The sequence below is a fragment of the Enterobacter cloacae complex sp. BZL2005 genome (assembly GCF_049238885.1).
GTDB lineage: Bacteria > Pseudomonadota > Gammaproteobacteria > Enterobacterales > Enterobacteriaceae > Enterobacter > Enterobacter roggenkampii.
The window spans coordinates 116,504-138,694 of the sequence record NZ_JBMKGI010000008.1 but is presented as its reverse complement, the minus strand read 5'-3'; the positions used below and the strand labels follow the sequence as shown (position 1 = coordinate 138,694).

Genomic DNA, 22,191 nt, shown 5'->3' with positions numbered 1-22,191 from the left:
CCTACAAAACCCGTAGGCCCGTGCAAGCGTAGCGCCGCCGGGCAAGTGTGAAGTAGCCAAACTATGTCAGATACCAAAAACGAATTAGAAACCCTGCTGGAGCAGGCGGCGACCGAGCCCGCCCACCGTCCGGCCTTTTTCCGCACGCTGCTGGAATCCACCGTCTGGGTGCCGGGCACTGCGGCTGAAGGTGAACAGGTCGTAGAAGACAGCGCGCTGGATCTGCTGCACTGGGAGAAAGACGACGGCACGTCGGTGATCCCGTTCTTCACCTCGCTGGAAGCGCTGCAGAAAGCGGTAGAAGATGAACAGGCGTTCGTGGTGATGCCGGTGCGTACCCTGTTTGAAATGACGCTCGGCCAGACGCTGTTCCTGAACGCGAAGCTGCCGACCGGGAAAGAGTTTACGCCACGTGAAATCAGCCACCTGATTGGCGAAGAGGGCAACCCGCTCAGCACGCAGGAAGTGCTCGAAGGGGGCGAAACACTGCTGCTCTCTGAAGTGGCCGAGCCGCCCGCGCAGATGATTGATTCCCTGACGACGCTGTTCAAAACGCTCAAGCCCGTCAGGCGCGCGTTTCTCTGCTCCATTAAAGAGCGCGCGGACGAAAAGCCGGTGCTGTTGATCGGTATTGAAGCCGATGGCGATTTCGACGAGATCGTTCAGGCAGCGGGAAGCGTGGCGACCGACACGCTACCGGGCGATGAACCAATTGATATCTGCCAGGTGAAAAACGGTGAGAAGGGCATTAGCCACTTTATTACCGAGCACATTACGCCGTTCTATGAGCGTCGCTGGGGCGGCTTCCTGCGCGATCTCAAAACTAACCGCATCATCTGATGACAGCGGGGTGAATATCACCCCGTTGCTTCCAGCAGCAGTAAATCCATCAGCAGCACCAGATTCGACTCAAACGACGTCACCCCTGCGGCTTCGGCGGCAAAGTGCACCGCTTCGTCATAGAGCGCAAAGTGCACGTCGGCCATCTCCGCCAGCGTGTTGGCCGAGGCGCGGGTAAACGCGACGATCGTCATGCCGACGTTTTTGGCTATCCGCGCTTTATCCAGCACCTGCTCCGTTTCGCCACTGCGCGAGACGGCAATAAACACCTGATAGCGGGCGGCATTGCTGAGAAAAATGTTCCGGCTGTCGCCCGGTCCGGAGATAAACGCCGTTTTGCCCATTACCTGTAGCTTCTTGGTCAGGTACTCCGCAAACAGATAAGAAAACCCGGCCCCGTAGAGAAAGAAGCTCTCTTTCTGGCGCAGCAGGTCGGAAAACTGCTGGCGTTTGTCCTGGGTAACCCACTGAAAGGTGTGCTGATAGTTGGCGATAAACTGGTTAAACAACACCGGGAGTTCAGGGCGCGACTGCGCCTGAGCGGCAATATGCGGCGTGTCGGAGAGCAGCTGCTTGCAGTGCCAGATAAACTCGCTGAAGCCGCTGAACCCCAGCTTCTGGCACAGCCGCATGATGGTGGCGGTAGAAACGAATGTCGCCTTTGCCAGCTCGCGAACCGTGATGTTGCCCACCAGCAGCGGATGCTCCGTGAGGTGGGCGAGGACGCGATACTCCGCGCGGGTCAATGACGCCCCGCGCGTTAACAGCGTGGCCAGGCGGTTATCCATTATTTCGCGGGTTCAACCGGCAGGTCGTCACGCGCGCCCCATTCGCTCCAGGCGCCGTCGTAGAGCGTGACGTCGCTTACGCCGAGCGTGGCGAGCGCCAGAATGACCACGCAGGCCGTTACGCCGGAACCGCAGCTGGCGATAATCGGACGATGCAAATCCACGCCCTGACGTTCAAAAATGGCGCGCAGCTCGTCGGTGGTTTTCAGCTCGCCCTCAAACACCAGGTCGCCCCACGGCACGTTCAGCGCACCGGGAATATGTCCGCGCCTAAGTCCCGGACGCGGTTCATCCGCCTCGGCATTGAAGCGTGGCGCAGGGCGGGCATCAACGATTTGGGCCGTTTTTTCGTGGCTTACAACCAGCACGTCGGTCAGGCGTTTTACCACGTGGGCGTCAAAGGTCGCATCGAATTCGCCTTCCGGCAGCGTGACGTCACCCTGCTGAAGCGGCAGCTCGTCACGTTTCCAGCCCGCGAGGCCGCCCGCCAGAATCGAGACTTTTTCCACGCCGAAGTTTTTCAGCATCCACCACGCGCGCGGCGCGGAAAAGAGGTTACCTTCATCATAGACAACGAGGTGTTTGTCTTTGCTGACGCCCAGCTCGCGCATCGCCACGGAAAACGCTTCCGGGCGCGGCAGCATGTGCGGCAGGGGAGAGGTATGATCGGAGAGGGCTTCGATATCAAAAAATACCGCACCCGGCAGATGCCCGGCACGGTATTCACCGGGCACGTCACGATGCTCTTGTCCCGGAGGGGCCATACGCGCGTCGATAATCTGAACTTCCGGATCGTCGCCGTGCTCAATCAGCCAGTCGGCGGCGACAAAATATGAGGTGGACATGGGTTGCCTCCATTCTTTTCCGTAAAAAAGGATTGTCGGTGTTTTTTCTGACACCGACAAGCAAACCACGTTCAACTCGCGAGCAAGCCCCTATTTTTTCACCGGTTCGCCGTCCTGCCAGGCTTTTTGCAGCGCTGGCCAGTAGTCGCGGTTGGCTTCAATCATCTCATCCAGAATCGCTTTTGCATGTTCCATGGTCGGCACGGTGCGGTTCAGGGTAAATGCCTGCAACGCTTTTTCATAGCTGCCTTCGATAGTCGCCTCCACCAGCAGCTGTTCAGACGCGAGCTGCTGTTGCAAAAGGGTCTGATGGAACAGCGGCACCTGGCCGACGCGAATCGGTTCCGGGCCTTCGGCGGTGATATAAGCGGGAACTTCCACCACCGCATCGTACGGCAGGTTGGTAATCGCCCCGCGGTTTTCCACCATCACCAGATGGCGGCTTCGCAGGTTGAACGCCAGCGAACAGGCGACGTCAACGATAAATTCACCGTGGACGCCCACGTGGAAGGCATCCGGTAAAATTCCGGTGCGCTGATATTCTTCGGCGGCGGCGAACAGCTTTTTCTCGCGCCCGTTCATCACTTCGTTGGCGCGGGTATAGTCCGGGTTCTGATGCGCCACAATCTGGTTCGGCATCAGGTAATACTGCAGATACGGGTTCGGCAGATACTCGGGGAAGTTGTCCATGATCGGCTTGATATTGCGCCAGGTTTTCACCCACGACGGATCCGAGTGCTGCGGGTCGGTTTTAGCCGCATCTTCCGTCAGCAGGCCAAACTTCGCGATATGCTTACGCAGCGCCGGGAGCTTGTCTTCGCCGTCCACCAGCACGCGGGTAAACCAGCCGAAGTGGTTCAGGCCGAAGTAGTCCACTTCCAGTTTATGACGATCCACGCCCAGAATGGCGCCCATATTGCGCATCGCGGCAACCGGCATATCGCAGATGTTCAGCACCCTTGCGTTCGGGCGCAGGCGGCGCACGCCTTCCGCGACGATCGCCGCCGGGTTGGAGTAGTTCACGATCCAGGCTTTCTCATGCGCGTAGCGATCGACCAGATCGATAAGCTCCACCATCGGCAGGATCGTGCGCAGGCCGTAGGCCAGCCCGCCGGGGCCGCAGGTTTCCTGGCCCACCACGCCGTGACGCAGCGGGATCTTCTCATCCTGTTCACGCATTTTGTACTGGCCGACGCGCATCTGGGCGAAGACAAAATGCGCGCCGCTAAAGGCCACTTCCGGGTCGCTGGTGACGGTAAATGTGATGCGCTGACTGTGGTCGCGAATGACCTTCTCGACGACCGGCGCAATGGTGTTCTGGCGCGCCTCGTCGATATCGTACAGGCGAATTTCGGCCAGCGGGAAATCCTGCAGGCGCACCATCAGGCTTTTCACAATGCCCGGCGTGTAGGTGCTGCCGCCGCCGGCAATCGACAGAATGAATGGGGGTGTTAACATCTTTAGCTCCTTTCAGAGAAACGTCTCAACGGCTTCTCGCATTTTTTTGACATGCAGCCCGTAGACCACCTGAACGTTGTTACCTTGTTTGATAATCCCTTTCGCGCCAGTCGCCTTCAGGCGCGGCTCGTCGATGATGGCGACGTCCTTTACCGTGACGCGCAAGCGGGTGTAGCAGTTGTCCACCACTTCAATGTTTTCCCGACCGCCCAGCCCCACAACGATAGACTCGCCCAGACCGTCGTTATTGCCCTTCGCCTGGTACTCCTGCTTGCTGTAGAGGCGCGTCTCCTGGTCCTCATCTTCGCGGCCCGGCGTTTTCATGTTGAAGCGCAGGATCAGGAAGCGGAAAACCACAAAGTAGAGGGAGAACATGATCAGCCCGACCAGGATGTACATCGGCCAGTTGGACTTGGCCGTGCCGAGCGGCAGGTTGTAAAGGATGAAGTCGATAATCCCGTTGGCGCCGATGGCGTGAACGCCCAGCAGCGAGAACAGCATCATGCCGATGCCGGTCAGCACCGCATGCACCACGAACAGCAGCGGGGCGACAAACAGGAAGGAGAACTCAATAGGCTCGGTCACGCCGACCAGCAGCGAAGTCAGTGCCGCCGGGATCAGAATCGCTTTCGCCGCCGCTTTACGCTCTGGCCTGGCGGTCATATACATCGCCAGCGCCGCGGCAGGCAGGCCAAACATTTTGCTGATGCCGCGGGCGTCCCACACCACGGTGCTGCTGAGCTGCTTCACGTCCGGGCAGGCCATCTCGGCAAAGTAGATATTGCGCGCGCCCTGATAGGTTGCGCCGCATACCTCCTGCGTGCCGCCCAGCTCGGTATAGAGGAACGGCGTATAAACCAGATGGTGCAGGCCGGTGGGGACCAGAATGCGTTCCAGGAAACCGTAGATGGCCACGCCAAACGGCCCGGAGCCTTTGATGGCCAGCGCCAGGGCGCTAATGCCATGCTGGGCAAAGGGCCAAAGCTCACTCATCACCACGCCGAGCAGCATGGAGACGGGGAGCATGACGATGGCGACAAAACAGTGGCCGGAGTAAATCGCCATCGCGCCGTTAAACTGTACGCCGGAATATTTGTTGTACAGATAGCCGGAAAGCGCTCCGGTCAGTATCCCGGCAAAGACCCCCATCTCCAGCACCTGCACGCCCAGTACCATCGTCTGTCCGGCCGCTTTCATCTGCGCCGCTGGCGCCAGTGCGCCCTGCAGCTGCAGCGTGACGTTCATGGCGTTGATGAACACGACAAAGGTGACCAGGCCAATCAGCGCGGCATATCCTTTATCGCGCGTTGCCAGGCCAATCGGAATACCGACGGCAAACACCAGCGCCAGGTTAACCAGCACCGACACGGCAGATTTTGCGATCAACTGACCAAGATGCTGAATCAGCGGATGACCGAGAAACGGCAGGTACTCGGCGAGATTACCGTTACCCAGCACGTTACCAAAGGCGATAAACAGACCGACGATCGGTAAGATAAGCACCGGTCCGTACAATGATTTTCCGAAATTTTGTAGGGCGTTCACGGCTCGTTTCATGGCTTTCTCTCTTTTTGAACCGCGCACTCGGGGTGCGTCATGGTCATAAAACTAGCAGCCTTCAGGGACGCTTATCCAGCTATCCTCTTGTTTTAAAAACAAATGACGTGAAAGGTAACATGTGACGTTATGCGCTGTGATCGCGGTTCCATCACGGCGTAGCGGCGTGATGCCATTCTGCGAGGCGTTTTCCAGATTCTAAAATTGGACTTTTTGAATTAATGAAACTTGCGGATAATACTTATCCGGACGACGACCAACAGGCTCCATGGGCCAGGGACAAAGGATGAAACCGTTTCGCTTAGCCGCGCTCTCTCTTGCGCTGCTTACCACGTTTACGCTTGTCGGCTGTGATAACAGCGACGATAAACCTCAGGCTGCGGCTCCCGCGGCATCTACAGCAACCACACCAAAAGCGGCGGAAAAGCCAGACGCTGACAAGCTGGCAAAACTGGCGGCACAAAGTCAGGGCAAAGCGCTCACTCTGCTTGATGCTTCTGAAGTTCAGCTCGACGGTGCCGCCACGCTGGTGCTGACATTCTCGGTTCCGCTGAATCCCGAGCAGGATTTCGCGAAAACCGTGCATGTCGTGGACAAAAAAAGCGGCAAAGTTGACGGGGCGTGGGAACTTGCGCCTAACCTGAAAGAGCTTCGCCTGCGTCATCTGGAGCCCAACCGCAACCTGGTCGTCACCGTTGAACGGGGCCTGCAGGCGCTGAACAAGGCGACGTTCGGCATTGATTATGAAAAAGCCCTCACCACCCGGGACGTCGAGCCTACCGTCGGGTTTGCCAGCCGCGGCTCGCTGCTGCCGGGCAAGGTGGTGGAAGGGTTGCCGGTGATGGCGCTCAACGTCAACAATGTTGACGTCAATTTCTACCGCGTGAAGCCGGAATCGCTGGCCTCTTTTGTCAGCCAGTGGGAATACCGCAACTCCCTCACCAACTGGGAGTCCGACAACCTGCTAAAGATGGCGGAGCTGGTTTACACCGGTCGCTTCGATCTTAATCCGGCGCGCAACACGCGCGAAAAATTGCTGTTGCCCCTGAAGGATATTAAACCGCTCCAGCAGTCTGGGGTTTACATCGCGGTCATGAACCAGGCCGGGCACTATAACTACAGCAACGCCGCAACGCTCTTTACCTTAAGCGATATTGGCCTGTCCGCTCACCGTTATCATAACCGCCTGGACATCTTCACCCAGAGTCTGGAGAACGGTGCGGCGCAGTCTGGCGTCGCCGTCACCCTGCTGAATGACAAAGGGCAGACCCTTGCCGAAGCGAAAAGCGACGGCGATGGCCACGCAAAGCTTGAGACCGACAAAGAGGCTGCCCTGATTCTGGCCAGTAAAGACGGCCAGACCACGCTGCTTGACCTCAAGCTGCCGGCCCTCGACCTGGCGGAGTTTGATATCGCCGGGAGTCCGGGCTACAGCAAGCAGTTCTTCATGTTTGGCCCACGCGATCTCTATCGCCCGGGTGAAACGGTGATCCTCAACGGCCTGCTGCGCGACAGTGACGGTAAGCCGCTTCCCGATCAGCCCGTGAAGCTTGACGTGCTGCGCCCTGACGGTCAGGTGGCTCGCTCGATCGTTGTTCAGCCTGAAAACGGTCTCTACCGATTCAACTACCCGCTGGACAGCGGGGCGCAGACCGGCATGTGGCATATTCGCGCCAACACGGGCGATAACCTGCAGCGCCTGTGGGACTTCCACGTCGAAGACTTCATGCCAGAGCGCATGGCGCTCAACCTGAGTGGACAAAAAACGCCGGTTTCACCGCAGGATAACGTCGACTTTAACGTGGTCGGCTATTACCTGTATGGTGCACCGGCCAACGGTAACTCTCTGCAGGGCCAGCTATTCCTGCGTCCGCTGCGTGACGCGGTTCCGGCACTGCCGGGCTACCAGTTTGGTGATATCGCCGAAGAGAACCTGAGCCGCAGCCTGGATGAAGTTCAGCTTACGCTGGACGAGCAGGGGCGTGGGCAGGTTTCTACCGAAAGCCAGTGGAAAGACGTGCACTCTCCGCTGCAGCTGATCCTGCAGGCCAGCCTGCTGGAGTCGGGCGGTCGTCCGGTGACGCGTCGTGCTGAGCAGTCCATCTGGCCGGCGGCTGAGCTGCCGGGTATTCGCCCTCAGTTCGCCAGTAAAGCCGTTTACGACTACCGCACCGATACGACCGTCAACCAGCCGATTGTTGATGAGAACGGCAACGCCAGTTTCGACATCGTGTATGCCGATGCCAGCGGAGCCAAAAAGGCCGTTTCCGGATTACAGGTACGACTGATTCGCGAGCGTCGTGACTACTTCTGGAACTGGTCTGAGAGCGAAGGCTGGCAGTCTCAGTTCGATCAGAAAGACCTGGTCGAAGGCGAGCAGGAGCTGACGCTTAAGGCCGATGAAACGGGTAAAGTTACCTTCCCGGTAGAGTGGGGCTCTTATCGTCTGGAGGTGAAAGCGCCTGATGATATGGTGAGCAGCGTGCGCTTCTGGGCAGGCTACAGCTGGCAGGATAACAGCGACGGCACCGGAGCCGCGCGCCCTGACCGCGTGACGCTGAAACTGGATAAGCCAGCCTATCAGCCGGGCGACACCATCCAACTGCACATCGCCGCGCCGGCCGCAGGCAAGGGCTATGCGATGATCGAATCCAGCGAAGGGCCGCTGTGGTGGAAAGAGATCGACGTACCGGCAAACGGACTGGATCTCGCCATCCCGGTCGACAAGGCCTGGAAGCGTCACGACCTCTACCTGAGTACGTTGGTGGTACGTCCGGGCGATAAATCCAAATCCGCCACGCCGAAACGCGCGGTAGGCCTGCTGCATCTGCCGATGGGCGACGAAAATCGCCGCCTGAATATTGCGCTCGATAACCCGCAGAAAATGCGTCCAAACCAGACGCTCTCGGTGAAGGTGAAAGCCAGCGTGAAAGAGGGGGCCGTGCCGCAGAAGGTGAACGTGCTGGTCTCGGCGGTGGACAGCGGCGTGCTGAACATTACCGATTACGTCACGCCGGATCCGTGGCAGGCTTTCTTTGGCCAGAAGCGTTACGGCGCGGATATCTACGATATATACGGCCAGGTCATTGAAGGGCAGGGCCGTCTGGCCGCGCTGCGCTTCGGTGGCGATGGGGATGAACTGAAGCGCGGCGGCAAACCGCCGGTGAACCACGTCACCATCATTGCCCAGCAGGCACAGCCGGTTACGCTGGATGCCAACGGGGAAGGCACGATTACGCTGCCGATTGGTGATTTCAACGGCGAACTGCGTCTGATGGCGCAGGCCTGGACAGAAGACGATTTCGGCAGCAGCGAAAGCAAGGTTGTGGTGGCCGCGCCGGTTATTACCGAGCTCAACACGCCGCGCTTCCTGGCAAGTGGAGACACCTCACGCCTGACGCTGGATCTCACCAACCTGACCGACCAGCCGCAAACGCTGAACGTTGCCCTGACCGCGACAGGCAAACTGTCGCTGGAAGGTGGACAGCCGCAGCCGGTGCAGCTGCCTCCGGGGGCGCGGACCACCCTGTTTATTCCGGTGCGTGCGCTGGAGGGGTATGGTGACGGAGAGGTAACAGCACAGGTTACCGGCCTGCAGCTTCCGGGCGAGACCTTTGCACCACAGCAGAAGAGCTGGAAAATCGGCGTGCGTCCGGCATTCCCGGCACAGACGGTGAATACCGGTGCCATGCTCAACCCTGGCGAATTCTGGACCGCACCGGCGCAGCACAGTAACGGTTTCTCTCCTGCCACCCTGCAGGGACAACTGCTGCTGAGCGGCAAACCACCGCTCAACCTGGCGCGCTATATTCGCGAACTGCAGGCCTATCCGTATGGCTGCCTGGAGCAGACCACCAGCGGCCTGTTCCCGTCGCTCTACACCAACGCGGCGCAGCTGACGGCGCTTGGCATTAAAGGTGATACGGACGATAAACGCCGTGCCGCCATTGATATCGGTATTTCCCGTCTGCTGCAGATGCAGCGTGAAGACGGCGGGTTCGCGCTGTGGGATAAAAACGGTCCGGAAGAGTACTGGCTGACGGCTTATGTGACCGACTTCCTGGTGCGGGCGGGCGAGCAGGGCTATAGCGTGCCTGCCGATGCGGTGAATAACGCCAATAGCCGGTTGCTGCGCTATCTGCAGGACCCGGGCATGATGTCCATCCGCTACAGCGACGATACTCAGGCCAGTAAATTTGCCGTTCAGGCCTATGCCGCGCTGGTGCTGGCTCGTCAGCAAAAAGCGCCGCTGGGCGCGCTGCGTGAAATCTGGGATCGTCACGCTCAGGCGGCGTCCGGCCTGCCGCTGATGCAGCTGGGCATGGCGCTCAGGCTGATGGGCGATGCCCCGCGCAGCCAGCAGGCGCTGGATCTGGCGCTCAAAACGCCGCGCAACGACAGCAAAACCTGGATGGCCGATTACGGCAGCCAGCTTCGCGATAACGCGCTGATGCTCTCCCTGCTGGAGGAGTACAAACTTCTGCCGGATGCGCAAAATACGCTGCTGAATGCTCTTTCTGAACAGGCCTTCAGCCAGCGCTGGTTGTCCACTCAGGAGAGCAACGCGCTGTTCCTGGCCGGACGTTCGCTGCAAACTCTGTCCGGCGCATGGCAGGCGAAAACCTCCCTGTCAGATTCCGCATCAGGTGGCGATAAAGCGCAGGTACAAAACGTGAGCGGCGACCAGCTTGGCGCGCTGCAGGTCACCAATACCGGAACGACACCGCTCTGGGTACGTTTGGACAGCACCGGCTATCCTGACTATGCTCCTCAGCCGAGCGCGAACGTGTTGCAGGTCGAACGTCATATCCTGGCAACCGACGGCAGTACAAAATCACTCTCTTCGCTGAAGAGCGGCGAGCTGGTGCTGGTGTGGCTGGAAGTTAAAGCCAGCCAGAACGTGCCGGACGCGCTGGTGGTAGATCTCCTGCCTGCGGGGCTGGAGCTGGAAAACCAGAACCTGGCAAGCAGCAGCGCCAGCCTGCAGGACAGCGGCAGTGAGGTGCAGAACCTGCTCAGCCAGATGCAGCAGGCGGACATTCAGCATATGGAATTCCGCGACGACCGCTTTGTGGCGGCCGTGCCGGTAAATGAAGGTCAGCCGGTCACGCTGGTTTATCTGGCGCGCGCCGTGACGCCGGGAACCTACCAGGTGCCGGTGCCGATGGTGGAGTCTATGTACGTTCCGCAGTGGCGGGCAACGGGTGCGGCCAGCGGCCCGCTGATTGTTGTTCCGTAATATGCGAATGGCACGTCTGACACGCTCCCGCTGGCTGTGGCTGGCGGGAGCGCTTCTCATTTTAGGGGGGCTGATTTTCGTCGCCGATCGCCTGTGGCCGTTGCCGCTGAAAGAGGTTAACCCTGCCCGGGTGGTGGTGGATGAGAAGGGCACGCCGCTCTGGCGTTTTGCCGATAGCGACGGGATCTGGCGCTATCCGGTGACGATCGAAGAGGTCTCTCCCCGTTATCTTGAGGCGCTGATCCAGTACGAAGATCGCTGGTTCTGGGATCACCCCGGCGTAAACCCGCTCTCTGTCCTGCGCGCCGCCTGGCAGGATCTCAGTTCCGGGAAAGTCATCTCTGGCGGAAGCACGCTCACCATGCAGGTCGCGCGACTGCTGGACCCGCATCCGCGCACCTTTGGCGGCAAAATTCGCCAGCTCTGGCGTGCCATGCAGCTGGAGTGGCATCTTTCCAAACGCGAAATCCTGACGCTCTATCTCAATCGCGCCCCTTTTGGCGGTACGCTGCAGGGCGTGGGAGCGGCAAGCTGGACATATCTGGGCAAGCCGCCGTCGCAGCTCAGCTATTCCGACGCGGCGCTGCTGGCGGTGCTGCCGCAGGCGCCGAGTCGATTACGCCCGGACCGCTGGCCTGAACGGGCCGAAGCGGCGCGCAATAAAGTGCTCGACCGCATGGCGACGCAGGGCGTCTGGTCCGCAAAGCAGGTCAAAGAGTCCCGTGAAGAATCAGTATGGCTGGCGCCCCGGCAGATGCCGCAGCTGGCGCCGCTCTTTGCTCGGATGATGCTCGGCAAAAGTCGCGACACGAAAATTGTCACCACGCTGGATGCCGGACTGCAGCGGCAGCTGGAAGAGCTGGCGATGAACTGGAAATCGCGTCTGCCGGCCCGCAGCTCGCTGGCGATGATCGTGGTCGATCATACCGATATGAAAGTGCGCGGTTGGGTTGGGTCGGTGGATATCAACGATGACACGCGTTTTAGCCATGTGGATATGGTCAATGCGATCCGATCGCCGGGATCGGTGTTAAAACCCTTTATCTACGGCATGGCGCTGGATGATGGCCTGATCCATCCCGCCTCGCTGCTTCAGGATGTGCCAAGAAAAACCGGTGATTATCGTCCCGGGAATTTTGACAGCGGGTTCCATGGACCGGTCAGCATGAGTGAAGCGCTGGTCCGCTCCCTCAACCTGCCGGCCGTTCAGGTGCTGGAAGCCTACGGACCAAAACGATTTGCCGGGATGCTGAGCAACGCAGGGTTGCCGCTGATCCTGCCTGCGGGGGCACAGCCGAATCTGTCTCTGATCCTCGGCGGGGCGGGCGCGCGGCTGGCAGATATCACTGCGGCCTATAGCGCCTTTGCCCGACACGGTAAGGCGGGAAGGCTGCGGTTACAGCCGGGCGATCCGCTGACTGAACGCCCGCTGTTATCGCCAGGCTCGGCGTGGATTATTCGCCGTATTCTTGCCAATGAAGCGCAGCCGCTGCCGGACAATGCGCTGCCACAGATTGCGCCGCTGGCGTGGAAAACCGGCACCAGCTACGGGTACCGTGATGCCTGGGCCATCGGTCTGAATGCCCGTTATGTGATAGGCATCTGGACCGGACGACCGGACGGCACGCCCGTGGCGGGACAGTTTGGGTTTGCCAGCGCGGTTCCGCTGTTAAACCAGGTCAATAATCTGCTTCAGTCACGTTCAACGGTAGACGAAGCCCGCCTGCCGCGCGATCCGCGTCCGGAGAGCGTCGGGCGGGGCGTGATCTGCTGGCCGGGCGGCCAGTCGCTACCGGAAGGCAGTGAAAACTGTCGACGTCGCCTGTCGACCTGGCTGCTGGAAGGGAGTGAGCCGCCCACGCTGCTTCTCCCTGAACAGGAGGGCATACGCGGCATTCGTTTCCCGGTCTGGCTGGATAAAACCGGCAAACGCGTGGCCGCAGATTGCCCGGATGCTACTGAAAAAGTCCTAGATGTCTGGCCGCTGCCGCTGGAGCCGTGGCTGCCCGCTGCGGAAAAAAGAGCGGCGCGTCTCCCGGCAGTATCAACAGTTTGCCCGCCTCTGGATAACAGCAATATCGCGCCGCTTATGCTGTCAGGGGTCAGAGAGGGAGCCGTCATCAAGCGTCTTCCGGGTGAGACAACTATAACGCTTTCTCTCTCAACCAGCGGTGGAGAAGGGCAGCGATGGTGGTTTTTAAATGGCGAGCCTTTAGAGGGGCATGAATCTAAATATTCACTGAAATTATATTTGCCGGGTGAATATCAATTAATGGTAATGGATGAAACCGGCCAAATAGCGACGGTGAATTTCGAAATGGCTTATTAAAATAATCCAGAAGGGTTAGCTTGATAATTATCAATGTTCGGTTCTGCAAAAAAACGAGAATGCGTTTTTATTTGAAGGAACGAGCAATGAAAAAAAATAAGAAACTGAGAGAGAGTCTTAATCCCGCTCTCTCCCGGCGTCACTTTATTCAGGCCGGGTCCGCGCTTGCCGCTCTGCCGTTTGTGGTAAAAGGCGGAAAAGCGCAGGCGGCGACAATGCCTGCGGCAGTGAACGAACCCGAAGAAAAAGTCATTCAAACCTGCAGCACTTTTGACTGTGGCGGGAAATGCGATATTCGGGCGCACGTCAGCGACGGCGTGGTCACACGCATCTCTACGCGTCCGGATAATGAACTGGATCTTCAAATGCCGGTGATGCGCGCCTGCGTTCGCGGACGCGCGTATCGGAAATTTGTTTATCATCCCGATCGGCTTAAATATCCAATGAAACGCGTGGGTAAACGTGGCGAAGGAAAATTCGAACGTATTACCTGGGATGAAGCCACAACGCTTATTGCGAATCAATTAAAAACCATTACGCAAAAATACGGTGCTGCTTCGCGCTATGTGCATGTTGGCACCGCAGTTTCGGGAGGAACGTTCTCCGGCGATAAAATGGTTCGTCGTCTCCTCAACTTAACCGGCGGCTATCTCGAAAGCTATCACTCGGTCAGTATGGGCAACACCGCAGCGGCAACGCCCTATACCTACGGTACCGCCGCCAGCGGCAGCTCGCTGGACACGTTACTGGACACCAAGCTGGTCATCCTCTGGGGGCATAACCCGACGGAAACGATTTTTGGTCACAGCAACTACTTCTTCCAGAAGATGAAGCAAAACGGCACCCGCTTCATCGTTGTCGATCCGCGCTATTCAGATACGGTGTCCTCCCTTGCTGACCAGTGGGTCCCGCTGCTGCCAACAACCGATAACGCCCTGATGGACGCCATGATGTACGTGATCGTCACGGAGAACTTGCACGATCGCGACTTTATTCAGCGCTATACCCTGGGCTTTGATGAAGACGCTATGCCGGAAGGCGTTCCGGCCAATGAATCCCTGATTGCTTATCTGAGCGGCGCAAAAGATGGCGTGGCGAAAACGCCCGAGTGGGCAGAGAAAATCACCCACGTGCCTGAGCAGACCATTCGTCAGCTGGCGCGCGATTATGCCACGACGAAGCCCGCCGCGCTGATCCAGGGCTGGGGACCGCAGCGCCATAACTGCGGCGAGCGCACCGCGCGCGGCTCGACGATACTGGCCACGCTGACGGGTAACGTTGGGGTGAAAGGCGGCTGGGCGGCAGGCTACGGCGGCTGTGCTAACCGTAAATTTGCCGCAGGCCCGGAGATGCCGGGTAACCCGGTGAAAGCCAAAATATCGGTGATGAACTGGGTGCAGGCCGCCGACGATGCCTCTAAGGTAACGGCGGAAGTCGGCCTGAAGGATGCCGAAAAGCTGGACAGCAATATCCGCATCCTCTTCTCGCTGGCGGGCAATTATCTGGCTAACCAGAACCCGGATCTTCATCAGGCAACCCGCGTGCTGGAAGACGAGTCGAAAATCCAGTTTATCGTCGCGAGCGATCTGTTTATGACGCCGAGCGCCCGATACGCCGATCTTCTCCTGCCGGAAACCAGCTTTATGGAACGCTGGAATATCGGCGAAACCTGGGGTACTGCAAGCTATCTGATCCTGTCCGAAAAGCTGATTGAGCCTGAATTTGAGCGCCGTTCAGACTACGACTGGCTGCGGGAGGTCGCTGCTAAGCTTGGTGTCGAACCGGCATTCAGCGAAGGGCGTGACGAAAAGGCGTGGATTGAGCACATCTGGGAGCAGACAAAGCTGTCGATGCCGGAGGAAAACCTGCCGGACTTCGCGACGCTGCAAAAGACGCGTCAGCATCTCTTCAAAAGCGCGCCGTTTGTCGCCTTTGAAGACAATATTCGCGACCCGCAAAATCATCCGTTCCCGACGCCGTCCGGGAAAATTGAGATCTTCTCGAAGCGTCTATACGACATGCAGCACCAGGAAATTCCGGCGCTGTCGCATTACGTGCCTGCCCACGAAGGGCCGGAAGACGAACTGGCAAAAACCTTCCCGCTGCAGCTGATCACCTGGAAAGGGAAAAACCGCGCTAACTCAACCCAGTACGCCAACCCGTGGCTGATTGAGGCGCAGCAGCAAAAGCTGTGGATTAACCCTCAGGACGCGCAGAAGCGCGGCATTGCGCAGGGAGATACCGTGCGTATCCATAACGCACGCGGCATTTGCGAGATCCCGGCGGAGGTTACGCCGCGCATCATTCCTGGGGTGGTAGCCATGCAGGCAGGTGCCTGGTGGCAGCCGGATGAGAAGGGCATTGATAAAGGCGGCTGCGCGAACGTGCTCAGTTCGGCTCGTATTACCGCGCTTGCGAAAGGTAATTCACATCAAACCATGCTGGTGGAGGTGGCAAAAGCATGAGTCAGTTTAAACACTACGCGCCGGTGAGCGACAAACAGCTGGGCTTTTATATCGACTCTTCACGCTGCTCAGGGTGTAAAGCCTGCCAGGTGGCATGCAAAGATAAAAACAACCTTGAGGTCGGACGTCGTTTCCGTCGCGTGTACGAAGTCAACGGCGGGAATTTCATCCCCACCGGGCAGGGCGGCGTCAGCAACAATGTGTTTGCCTACACGCTCTCTATTTCCTGTAACCACTGTACAGACCCCATCTGCACTAAAAACTGTCCGACCACGGCGATGCACAAGCGTCCGGGAGACGGCATTGTGCGCGTTGATACAGATAAGTGCGTCGGCTGCGGCTACTGTGCGTGGTCATGCCCTTACGGCGCGCCACAGCTCAACGAGCAGACCGGGCAAATGTCAAAATGCGATTTCTGCGTGGATCTCCAGGCGAAGGGGGAGCAGCCCGTCTGCGTGGCAACCTGTCCACTCGAAGCGATTAAATTCGGGCCGATTGATGAACTGCGGGCGAAGTATGGTGTGGTCAGTGACGTGAAAGGCTTGCCTGATTCTTCCATCACAAAACCGAATCTGGTGATCAAAGCGCATCAGGGTGCAGAGAAAGAGGGCAAACGCCATGCATGAGTTACCGCTGCTGATTTTTACACTGTTCCTGCAGGGCTCGGTAGGCGTGACGCTCTGGCTGGCGTTCGGGGGGGCGCATGCTTCGCAGCGTAGCGCGCTTCTGCCTGCTGCCGGGGCGTTTGTGCTCGCAAGCCTCGGATTGCTCGCCTCGGCGCTGCACATGGGCTATCCGCTCAATGCTCTCAACGCGCTGCGCCATGTCTCCAGCTCCTGGCTGAGCCGTGAGATTATCTTTGCCAGCCTTTACCTGGCGGCGCTGGGTCTCGCGACGCTGCTGATGTTCGCCAAAAAGCCAGGCTGGAAGCTGCTTCTGGCGGCGGCGGGCCTTGTCGGGCTGGTGGATGTGTTCTGCATGGCGCAGATCTACATGCATGCGTCCGTGGTGACGTGGCAGCATATCAACACGCTGGTGCTGTTTATCGGCTCGGTGGGCATTATTGGTTCAGCCTGCATGGCGGTTGGGATGCGTTCCCGGGCTACTCTGCGTGCGGCGGTGGTCATTATCACGCTGCTGGTGCTTGTGCGTCTGGTGATGCAGCCCGTCTGGCTGGCCGACATCTCGGCTATGGACAACACCGTGGTGACGTTCCCTCATGCGCCGTTACAGATGCTGCAACAACTGCGCACCGTGCATCTGCTGAGCTGGTGTGTGTCTGTCGTGGGTATGCTGTGCTTTGCTGCGGGCGGGTTAAAAGCGGCGCGAGGCACGATGCTGCTGGGCAGCGCCTTGCTGATTGCGGGTGAGCTGATGCTGCGCTTCGTTTTCTTCAGTATTGGCTGATGGGCAGATTAACGTTTGGCCCGGCGATGGACGTGACGCATGCGTGCGTCCGTCGCCGTTTTCGCCATGCTTCCTGTTGCGCCTGCGCTGACGTTTGTCCCGTGCAGGCTTTTTCTTTTACGGACGCAGATATCTCGGTTGATGAGAACCGCTGTATTGAATGCGGTGACTGCCTGTTTGTTTGCCCCACTGAGGCCATCACCGGCATCACGCCGCGAAAACGCTTTTTGTGTGGCGATACGCTTGTCGGGCCTTTTACTGAACGTGCGCCGGATGTGAATGAACTGCTGCTCTGGCATGCACAGCACCATGTTCGTTTTATCAGTATCGACGTGGAGCAGTATCCTGACTGGCTGCTGGCGATTGCCCGGCTTAATCTTGTGCTTCGTCGACGCGGTGAAGCGGTATGGGCGTTTAAACTTTTACCCGTCAACGAGGTTAATATCGCCCGCCGTGCGCTGATGCACGTTCCCCGTGAGGATGTCCGGACCTGTAGCGTCGTGCCCGGTCAGAGTGAACTGCGCAGAGCGTTTTCTGGGGTTAGTGAGGCAGAGATAGCTCTCGACGCCGGAACGTGCGTATTGTGCGGCGCGTGCTGGCGGAGTTGTACGGAAAACGCGATTCGGTTTGAGAACGCTGAACTGATCGTCGAAACCGGATATTGTACCGGTTGCGGCGGCTGCGAAGCGGTATGCCAGCATGCGGCGATAAAAGTGACGCGAACAGAAGGAACGGCGAAAAACGTGGCCATACTGGCATATGAAGCCGTTTGCCTGACGTGCCACCGTCATTTCTGGTCATTTACGCCTGATGAAAAGCAGTGTCCGCTCTGTTTTCACCATCAACACGATATGCGAAACCCGGACTGTTGCTAATCTTCGTCTCATTTTAAAAAAATGTTATGCAGAACCATAGGCAATAGCGCTATAGCTCTTTATAATCCGCGCCACACCATACTCAGGTATGCAAAACAACAGAACATTGACAGAGGTTATCATGGCTATTGAACGTACTTTTTCCATCATCAAACCAAACGCGGTGGCAAAAAACGTTATTGGCAGCATCTTCGCTCGCTTTGAATCTGCAGGGTTCAAAATTGTAGGTACCAAAATGCTGCACCTGACCGTTGAGCAGGCGCGCGGCTTCTACGCTGAGCACGAAGGTCGCCCATTCTTTGACGGCCTGGTGGAGTTCATGACCTCCGGTCCAATCGTGGTATCCGTACTGGAAGGCGAAAACGCCGTACAGCGTCACCGCGACCTGCTGGGCGCAACCAACCCGGACAACGCGCTGGCAGGTACTCTGCGCGCTGACTACGCTGACAGCTTCACCGAGAACGGTACCCACGGTTCTGACTCTGTTGAATCTGCTGCACGCGAAATCGCATTCTTCTTCGCTGAAGGCGAAGTGTGTCCACGTACCCGTTAATTTAACGGTTTCGTTTACACATTATTTTCGTAAATGCCGCGTCCAGACGTGGCATCCCTGCGCCAGACTTTGTACAATGCAACGCCCCGGACGAGCAGACCGCTTTCCGGGGCGTTTCTATTCAACCCTCCATGGGCCATAACGTGTAACAACGAGGCCGGTAAATATTATGTCTGAATTAGTGAATACCTCCGAAGTCGCCATTCCTGCGGTTCCCAATAAATATGGAAAAATCAACCTGCTGGATCTGAACCGTCAGCAGATGCGCGAGTTCTTCAAAGAGATGGGCGAAAAGCCGTTTCGTGCCGATCAGGTCATGAAGTGGATGTACCATTACTGCAGCGACAATTTTGATGACATGACTGACATCAACAAGGTCCTGCGCAATAAGCTCAAAGAAGTGGCTGAAATCCGCGCCCCGGAAGTGGTGGAAGAGCAGCGCTCCGCAGATGGCACCATCAAATGGGCGATTGCGGTCGGCGATCAGCGCGTTGAAACCGTCTACATTCCGGAAGAAGACCGCGCGACGCTGTGTGTCTCCTCCCAGGTTGGCTGTGCGCTGGAGTGCAAATTCTGCTCAACCGCGCAGCAAGGCTTTAACCGTAACCTGCGTGTTTCAGAAATTATCGGCCAGGTCTGGCGTGCCGCGAAAATCGTCGGCGCGGCAAAAGTGACCGGCACTCGCCCAATCACCAACGTGGTGATGATGGGGATGGGTGAGCCGCTGCTGAACCTGACCAACGTCGTTCCGGCGATGGAAATCATGCTGGATGACTTCGGCTTTGGTCTGTCCAAGCGTCGCGTCACGCTGTCGACCTCAGGCGTTGTGCCTGCGCTGGACAAGCTCGGCGATATGATTGACGTCGCGCTGGCGATCTCCCTGCACGCGCCAAACGATGAAATTCGTGACGAAATTGTGCCGATCAACAAAAAGTACAATATCGAAACCTTCCTCGCTGCCGTACGTCGCTATCTGGAGAAATCCAACGCCAACCAGGGTCGCGTCACCATCGAGTACGTGATGCTGGACCACGTCAACGACGGTACCGAACATGCGCATCAGCTGGCTGAACTGCTGAAAGATACGCCATGTAAAATCAACCTGATCCCGTGGAACCCGTTCCCGGGCGCCCCGTATGGCCGTAGCTCGAACAGCCGTATCGACCGTTTCTCCAAGGTGCTGATGGAGTATGGTTTCACCACCATCGTGCGTAAAACGCGTGGTGATGATATTGATGCCGCATGTGGACAGCTGGCTGGTGATGTTATTGACCGTACCAAGCGTACCCTGCGTAAACGCATGCAGGGCGAGACGATCGCGGTTAAAGCTGTTTGATTATTATGCACTCACGGCGCATTATCTGCGCCGTGAGACATAACCTTACTGAATAATCAGTCAGATTCGTGAAGACTGATCAATAATTACGGTGCGTTTCATCCGACTTTCGGGCAGTATGTAACGACGTAACAACAGTTTAGCCGTACGGGCAGGGCTGTACTGTCATCTCCGGGCTGACAGTCTTATACTCTGTGTTCAAGGTTAACTGACCAGAAGTTTCGCGGTGCGGGTGGCATTGTGACTCACCGGCGCCTGAACCCTTTTTTTCACGTACCAGTAGTTGTAGCGAATGAATACTGAAGCCACTCACGACCAACATGAAGCACTCTCCACTGGCGTTCGTCTTCGCAACGCCCGTGAACAACTCGGACTCAGCCAGCAAGCCGTCGCAGAACGCTTGTGCCTGAAGGTTTCCACGGTTCGCGATATTGAAGAAGATAAGGCACCCGCCGATCTGGCTTCAACGTTCTTGCGCGGTTATATCCGCTCTTACGCAAAACTGGTGCACATCCCCGAAAACGAATTACTGCCAATGATGGAGAAGCAGGCGCCGGTCCGTGCAGCAAAAGTTGCGCCGATGCAGACCTTCTCCCTGGGGAAACGTCGTAAAAAACGTGATGGCTGGCTGATGAGCTTTACCTGGCTGGTGCTGTTTGTGGTGGTCGGTCTGACCGGTGCGTGGTGGTGGCAAAACCACAAGGCGCAGCAGGAAGAGATCACCACCATGGCCGATCAATCCTCCGCCGAACTCAACCAGGCCGGAACGGATAACGCCCAGAGCGTGCCGCTGAATACCGACGGTGCAGCGACTTCCAGCGAGCCACAGACCGCAGCGCCAGATGCGACAGCGACCAATGCTGCGCAGGCTCCGGCAGCAACGGCTAACACCGCTGCGCCTCAGGCTCAGGATCAAAACGCGGTGGTTGCCCCTTCTCAGGCGAATGTTGATACTGCGGCGAACGCGCCTGCGGCTGCTCAGCCTGCAGACAATACCGCAGCGTCTCTGCCAACCAGCCCGGCGGGTACGGCGACACCCGCAGCCGACCTTAACGCGCTGGTAATGAACTTCAGCGCCGACTGCTGGCTGGAAGTGACTGACGCGACAGGTAAAAAACTGTTCAGCGGCCTGCAGCGCAAAGATGGCACGTTAAACCTAACGGGCCAGGCGCCTTATAAACTTAAAATCGGCGCTCCGGCAGCGGTACAGATCCAGTATCAAGGAAAACCTGTCGACCTGAGCCGCTTTATCAGAACTAACCAGGTTGCACGTCTTACCGTTAATGCCGAACAATCAGCAGCACAGTAACAGACGGGCAACGCGGGAGATTTTTCATGCATAACCAGGCTCCGATTCAACGTAGAAAATCGAAACGGATTTACGTTGGGAATGTGCCAATCGGCGATGGGGCACCTATCGCCGTTCAGTCGATGACCAATACGCGCACCACCGATGTGGAAGCGACGGTCAATCAAATCAAAGCATTAGAACGTGTCGGCGCGGATATTGTTCGCGTCTCCGTCCCGACCATGGATGCGGCTGAGGCGTTCAAACTGATCAAACAGCAGGTCAGCGTTCCGCTGGTGGCTGATATTCACTTCGACTACCGCATCGCACTGAAAGTGGCCGAGTACGGCGTCGATTGCCTGCGTATTAACCCGGGCAACATCGGTAACGAAGAGCGTATCCGCATGGTCGTGGACTGCGCCCGCGATAAAAATATTCCTATCCGTATCGGCGTTAACGCCGGTTCCCTGGAAAAAGATCTGCAGGAAAAATACGGTGAGCCTACGCCGCAGGCGCTGCTCGAATCCGCGATGCGTCACGTCGATCATCTCGATCGCCTTAACTTCGATCAGTTCAAAGTCAGCGTAAAAGCGTCCGACGTGTTCCTGGCCGTTGAATCTTATCGCCTGCTGGCAAAGCAGATCGATCAGCCTCTGCACCTCGGGATCACCGAAGCGGGCGGCCTGCGTAGCGGCTCGGTAAAATCCGCGATCGGTCTGGGGCTGCTGCTCTCTGAAGGGATCGGTGACACCCTGCGCGTCTCGCTGGCGGCGGATCCTGTCGAAGAGATCAAGGTCGGCTTCGATATCCTGAAATCACTGCGTATTCGCGCGCGTGGGATCAACTTCATTGCCTGCCCAACCTGTTCACGTCAGGAGTTCGATGTGATCGGTACGGTGAATGCCCTGGAGCAACGTCTGGAAGACATTATCACCCCGATGGACGTCTCCATCATCGGCTGCGTGGTGAACGGTCCGGGTGAAGCCCTGGTGTCAACCCTGGGCGTGACCGGCGGTAACAAGAAAAGTGGTCTCTATGAAGATGGCGTTCGAAAAGATCGTCTGGATAATAGCGACATGATCGACCAGCTTGAAGCCCGCATCCGCGCCAAAGCCGCCATGATGGACGAGACACAGCGTATCAACGTTCAGCAGGTTGAAAAATAACGTGATGGGAAGCCGTGAGCTTCCCATGTATGATTGAACCCATTC

15 protein-coding genes are annotated in these 22,191 nt (G+C 57.8%); 11 read left to right on the top strand and 4 right to left on the bottom strand.

Going from position 1 to position 22,191, the window contains the following annotated elements:
- Positions 1 to 63 precede the first annotated feature (63 nt).
- Positions 64 to 840: an enhanced serine sensitivity protein SseB gene (sseB, locus tag ACOTXI_RS15335; protein ID WP_008502151.1), complete on the top strand. Its 777-nt coding sequence runs from the start codon at positions 64 to 66 to the stop codon at positions 838 to 840.
- 17 nt (positions 841 to 857) lie between these two features.
- Here the strand turns inward: sseB and ACOTXI_RS15330 are convergent, their stop codons facing one another.
- The 4 genes from ACOTXI_RS15330 to ACOTXI_RS15315 all read right to left on the bottom strand — a co-directional run bounded on the left by ACOTXI_RS15330 (position 858) and on the right by ACOTXI_RS15315 (position 5,488).
- A complete protein-coding gene (locus tag ACOTXI_RS15330) occupies positions 858 to 1,628 on the bottom strand; it encodes a MurR/RpiR family transcriptional regulator (protein ID WP_008502150.1) in 771 nt (256 codons plus the stop codon).
- On the bottom strand, positions 1,628 to 2,473 hold the full coding sequence (gene sseA / locus ACOTXI_RS15325) for a 3-mercaptopyruvate sulfurtransferase (protein ID WP_023294317.1): 846 nt from the start codon (positions 2,471 to 2,473) through the stop codon (positions 1,628 to 1,630). The genes ACOTXI_RS15330 and sseA overlap by 1 nt, the downstream gene beginning before the upstream one ends.
- A 90-nt stretch (positions 2,474 to 2,563) precedes the next feature.
- The gene (locus tag ACOTXI_RS15320) at positions 2,564 to 3,931 is read right to left on the bottom strand and encodes a 6-phospho-alpha-glucosidase (RefSeq protein WP_008502148.1); all 1,368 of its coding nucleotides are present in this window, start codon (positions 3,929 to 3,931) and stop codon (positions 2,564 to 2,566) included.
- Between the two features lie 12 nt (positions 3,932 to 3,943).
- Entirely contained in the window at positions 3,944 to 5,488 is a 1,545-nt protein-coding gene (locus ACOTXI_RS15315) for a PTS transporter subunit EIIC (protein ID WP_008502147.1), read from the bottom strand.
- 286 nt (positions 5,489 to 5,774) lie between these two features.
- Between ACOTXI_RS15315 and ACOTXI_RS15310 the strand changes: the two genes are divergently transcribed.
- The 10 genes from ACOTXI_RS15310 to ispG all read left to right on the top strand — a co-directional run bounded on the left by ACOTXI_RS15310 (position 5,775) and on the right by ispG (position 22,146).
- Positions 5,775 to 10,727: an alpha-2-macroglobulin family protein gene (locus tag ACOTXI_RS15310; protein WP_058653456.1), complete on the top strand. Its 4,953-nt coding sequence runs from the start codon at positions 5,775 to 5,777 to the stop codon at positions 10,725 to 10,727.
- A 1-nt stretch (position 10,728) separates the two neighbouring features.
- The gene (gene pbpC / locus ACOTXI_RS15305; RefSeq protein ID WP_421633946.1) at positions 10,729 to 13,056 is read left to right on the top strand and encodes a peptidoglycan glycosyltransferase PbpC; all 2,328 of its coding nucleotides are present in this window, start codon (positions 10,729 to 10,731) and stop codon (positions 13,054 to 13,056) included.
- 86 nt (positions 13,057 to 13,142) lie between these two features.
- Positions 13,143 to 15,521 carry a DMSO/selenate family reductase complex A subunit gene (locus ACOTXI_RS15300; RefSeq protein WP_058653460.1) on the top strand — a complete coding sequence of 793 codons (2,379 nt, stop codon included), beginning with the start codon at positions 13,143 to 13,145 and terminating at the stop codon, positions 15,519 to 15,521.
- Entirely contained in the window at positions 15,518 to 16,147 is a 630-nt protein-coding gene (locus ACOTXI_RS15295; protein WP_008502143.1) for a DMSO/selenate family reductase complex B subunit, read from the top strand. Before ACOTXI_RS15300 ends, ACOTXI_RS15295 begins: the two co-directional genes overlap by 4 nt.
- Positions 16,140 to 16,928 carry a dimethyl sulfoxide reductase anchor subunit family protein gene (locus ACOTXI_RS15290; RefSeq protein ID WP_008502142.1) on the top strand — a complete coding sequence of 263 codons (789 nt, stop codon included), beginning with the start codon at positions 16,140 to 16,142 and terminating at the stop codon, positions 16,926 to 16,928. The genes ACOTXI_RS15295 and ACOTXI_RS15290 overlap by 8 nt, the downstream gene beginning before the upstream one ends.
- The gene (locus ACOTXI_RS15285) at positions 16,928 to 17,803 is read left to right on the top strand and encodes a 4Fe-4S binding protein (protein WP_103786813.1); all 876 of its coding nucleotides are present in this window, start codon (positions 16,928 to 16,930) and stop codon (positions 17,801 to 17,803) included. The genes ACOTXI_RS15290 and ACOTXI_RS15285 overlap by 1 nt, the downstream gene beginning before the upstream one ends.
- A gap of 121 nt (positions 17,804 to 17,924) precedes the next feature.
- Positions 17,925 to 18,356, top strand: a complete 432-nt coding sequence (gene ndk / locus ACOTXI_RS15280) for a nucleoside-diphosphate kinase (RefSeq protein ID WP_003860625.1) — start codon at positions 17,925 to 17,927, stop codon at positions 18,354 to 18,356.
- Positions 18,357 to 18,525: 169 nt separating this feature from the next.
- Positions 18,526 to 19,692 (top strand): bifunctional tRNA (adenosine(37)-C2)-methyltransferase TrmG/ribosomal RNA large subunit methyltransferase RlmN, encoded by a 1,167-nt coding sequence (locus tag ACOTXI_RS15275; protein WP_008502140.1) that lies wholly within the window; start codon positions 18,526 to 18,528, stop codon positions 19,690 to 19,692.
- Between the two features lie 292 nt (positions 19,693 to 19,984).
- Complete coding sequence (gene rodZ, locus ACOTXI_RS15270; protein WP_058653464.1) at positions 19,985 to 21,001, top strand: cytoskeleton protein RodZ; 1,017 nt, start codon at positions 19,985 to 19,987, stop codon at positions 20,999 to 21,001.
- 26 nt (positions 21,002 to 21,027) lie between these two features.
- Positions 21,028 to 22,146, top strand: coding sequence for a flavodoxin-dependent (E)-4-hydroxy-3-methylbut-2-enyl-diphosphate synthase (ispG, locus tag ACOTXI_RS15265; RefSeq protein ID WP_008502138.1), 1,119 nt, complete (start codon positions 21,028 to 21,030; stop codon positions 22,144 to 22,146).
- Positions 22,147 to 22,191: the final 45 nt, after the last annotated feature.

Excerpts from the sequence above, each read along its gene's own strand:
- ispG (WP_008502138.1), top strand. The coding sequence starts at position 21,028 with ATGCATAACCAGGCTCCGATTCAACGTAGAAAATCGAAACGGATTTAC.
- ACOTXI_RS15285 (WP_103786813.1), top strand. The coding sequence starts at position 16,928 with ATGGGCAGATTAACGTTTGGCCCGGCGATGGACGTGACGCATGCGTGC.
- sseB (WP_008502151.1), top strand. The coding sequence starts at position 64 with ATGTCAGATACCAAAAACGAATTAGAAACCCTGCTGGAGCAGGCGGCG.
- ACOTXI_RS15290 (WP_008502142.1), top strand. The coding sequence starts at position 16,140 with ATGCATGAGTTACCGCTGCTGATTTTTACACTGTTCCTGCAGGGCTCG.
- pbpC (WP_421633946.1), top strand. The coding sequence starts at position 10,729 with ATGCGAATGGCACGTCTGACACGCTCCCGCTGGCTGTGGCTGGCGGGA.
- ACOTXI_RS15315 (WP_008502147.1), bottom strand. The coding sequence starts at position 5,488 with ATGAAACGAGCCGTGAACGCCCTACAAAATTTCGGAAAATCATTGTAC.
- ACOTXI_RS15275 (WP_008502140.1), top strand. The coding sequence starts at position 18,526 with ATGTCTGAATTAGTGAATACCTCCGAAGTCGCCATTCCTGCGGTTCCC.
- ACOTXI_RS15330 (WP_008502150.1), bottom strand. The coding sequence starts at position 1,628 with ATGGATAACCGCCTGGCCACGCTGTTAACGCGCGGGGCGTCATTGACC.
- rodZ (WP_058653464.1), top strand. The coding sequence starts at position 19,985 with ATGAATACTGAAGCCACTCACGACCAACATGAAGCACTCTCCACTGGC.
- ACOTXI_RS15300 (WP_058653460.1), top strand. The coding sequence starts at position 13,143 with ATGAAAAAAAATAAGAAACTGAGAGAGAGTCTTAATCCCGCTCTCTCC.
- ACOTXI_RS15310 (WP_058653456.1), top strand. The coding sequence starts at position 5,775 with ATGAAACCGTTTCGCTTAGCCGCGCTCTCTCTTGCGCTGCTTACCACG.
- ACOTXI_RS15320 (WP_008502148.1), bottom strand. The coding sequence starts at position 3,931 with ATGTTAACACCCCCATTCATTCTGTCGATTGCCGGCGGCGGCAGCACC.
- ACOTXI_RS15295 (WP_008502143.1), top strand. The coding sequence starts at position 15,518 with ATGAGTCAGTTTAAACACTACGCGCCGGTGAGCGACAAACAGCTGGGC.
- sseA (WP_023294317.1), bottom strand. The coding sequence starts at position 2,473 with ATGTCCACCTCATATTTTGTCGCCGCCGACTGGCTGATTGAGCACGGC.
- ndk (WP_003860625.1), top strand. The coding sequence starts at position 17,925 with ATGGCTATTGAACGTACTTTTTCCATCATCAAACCAAACGCGGTGGCA.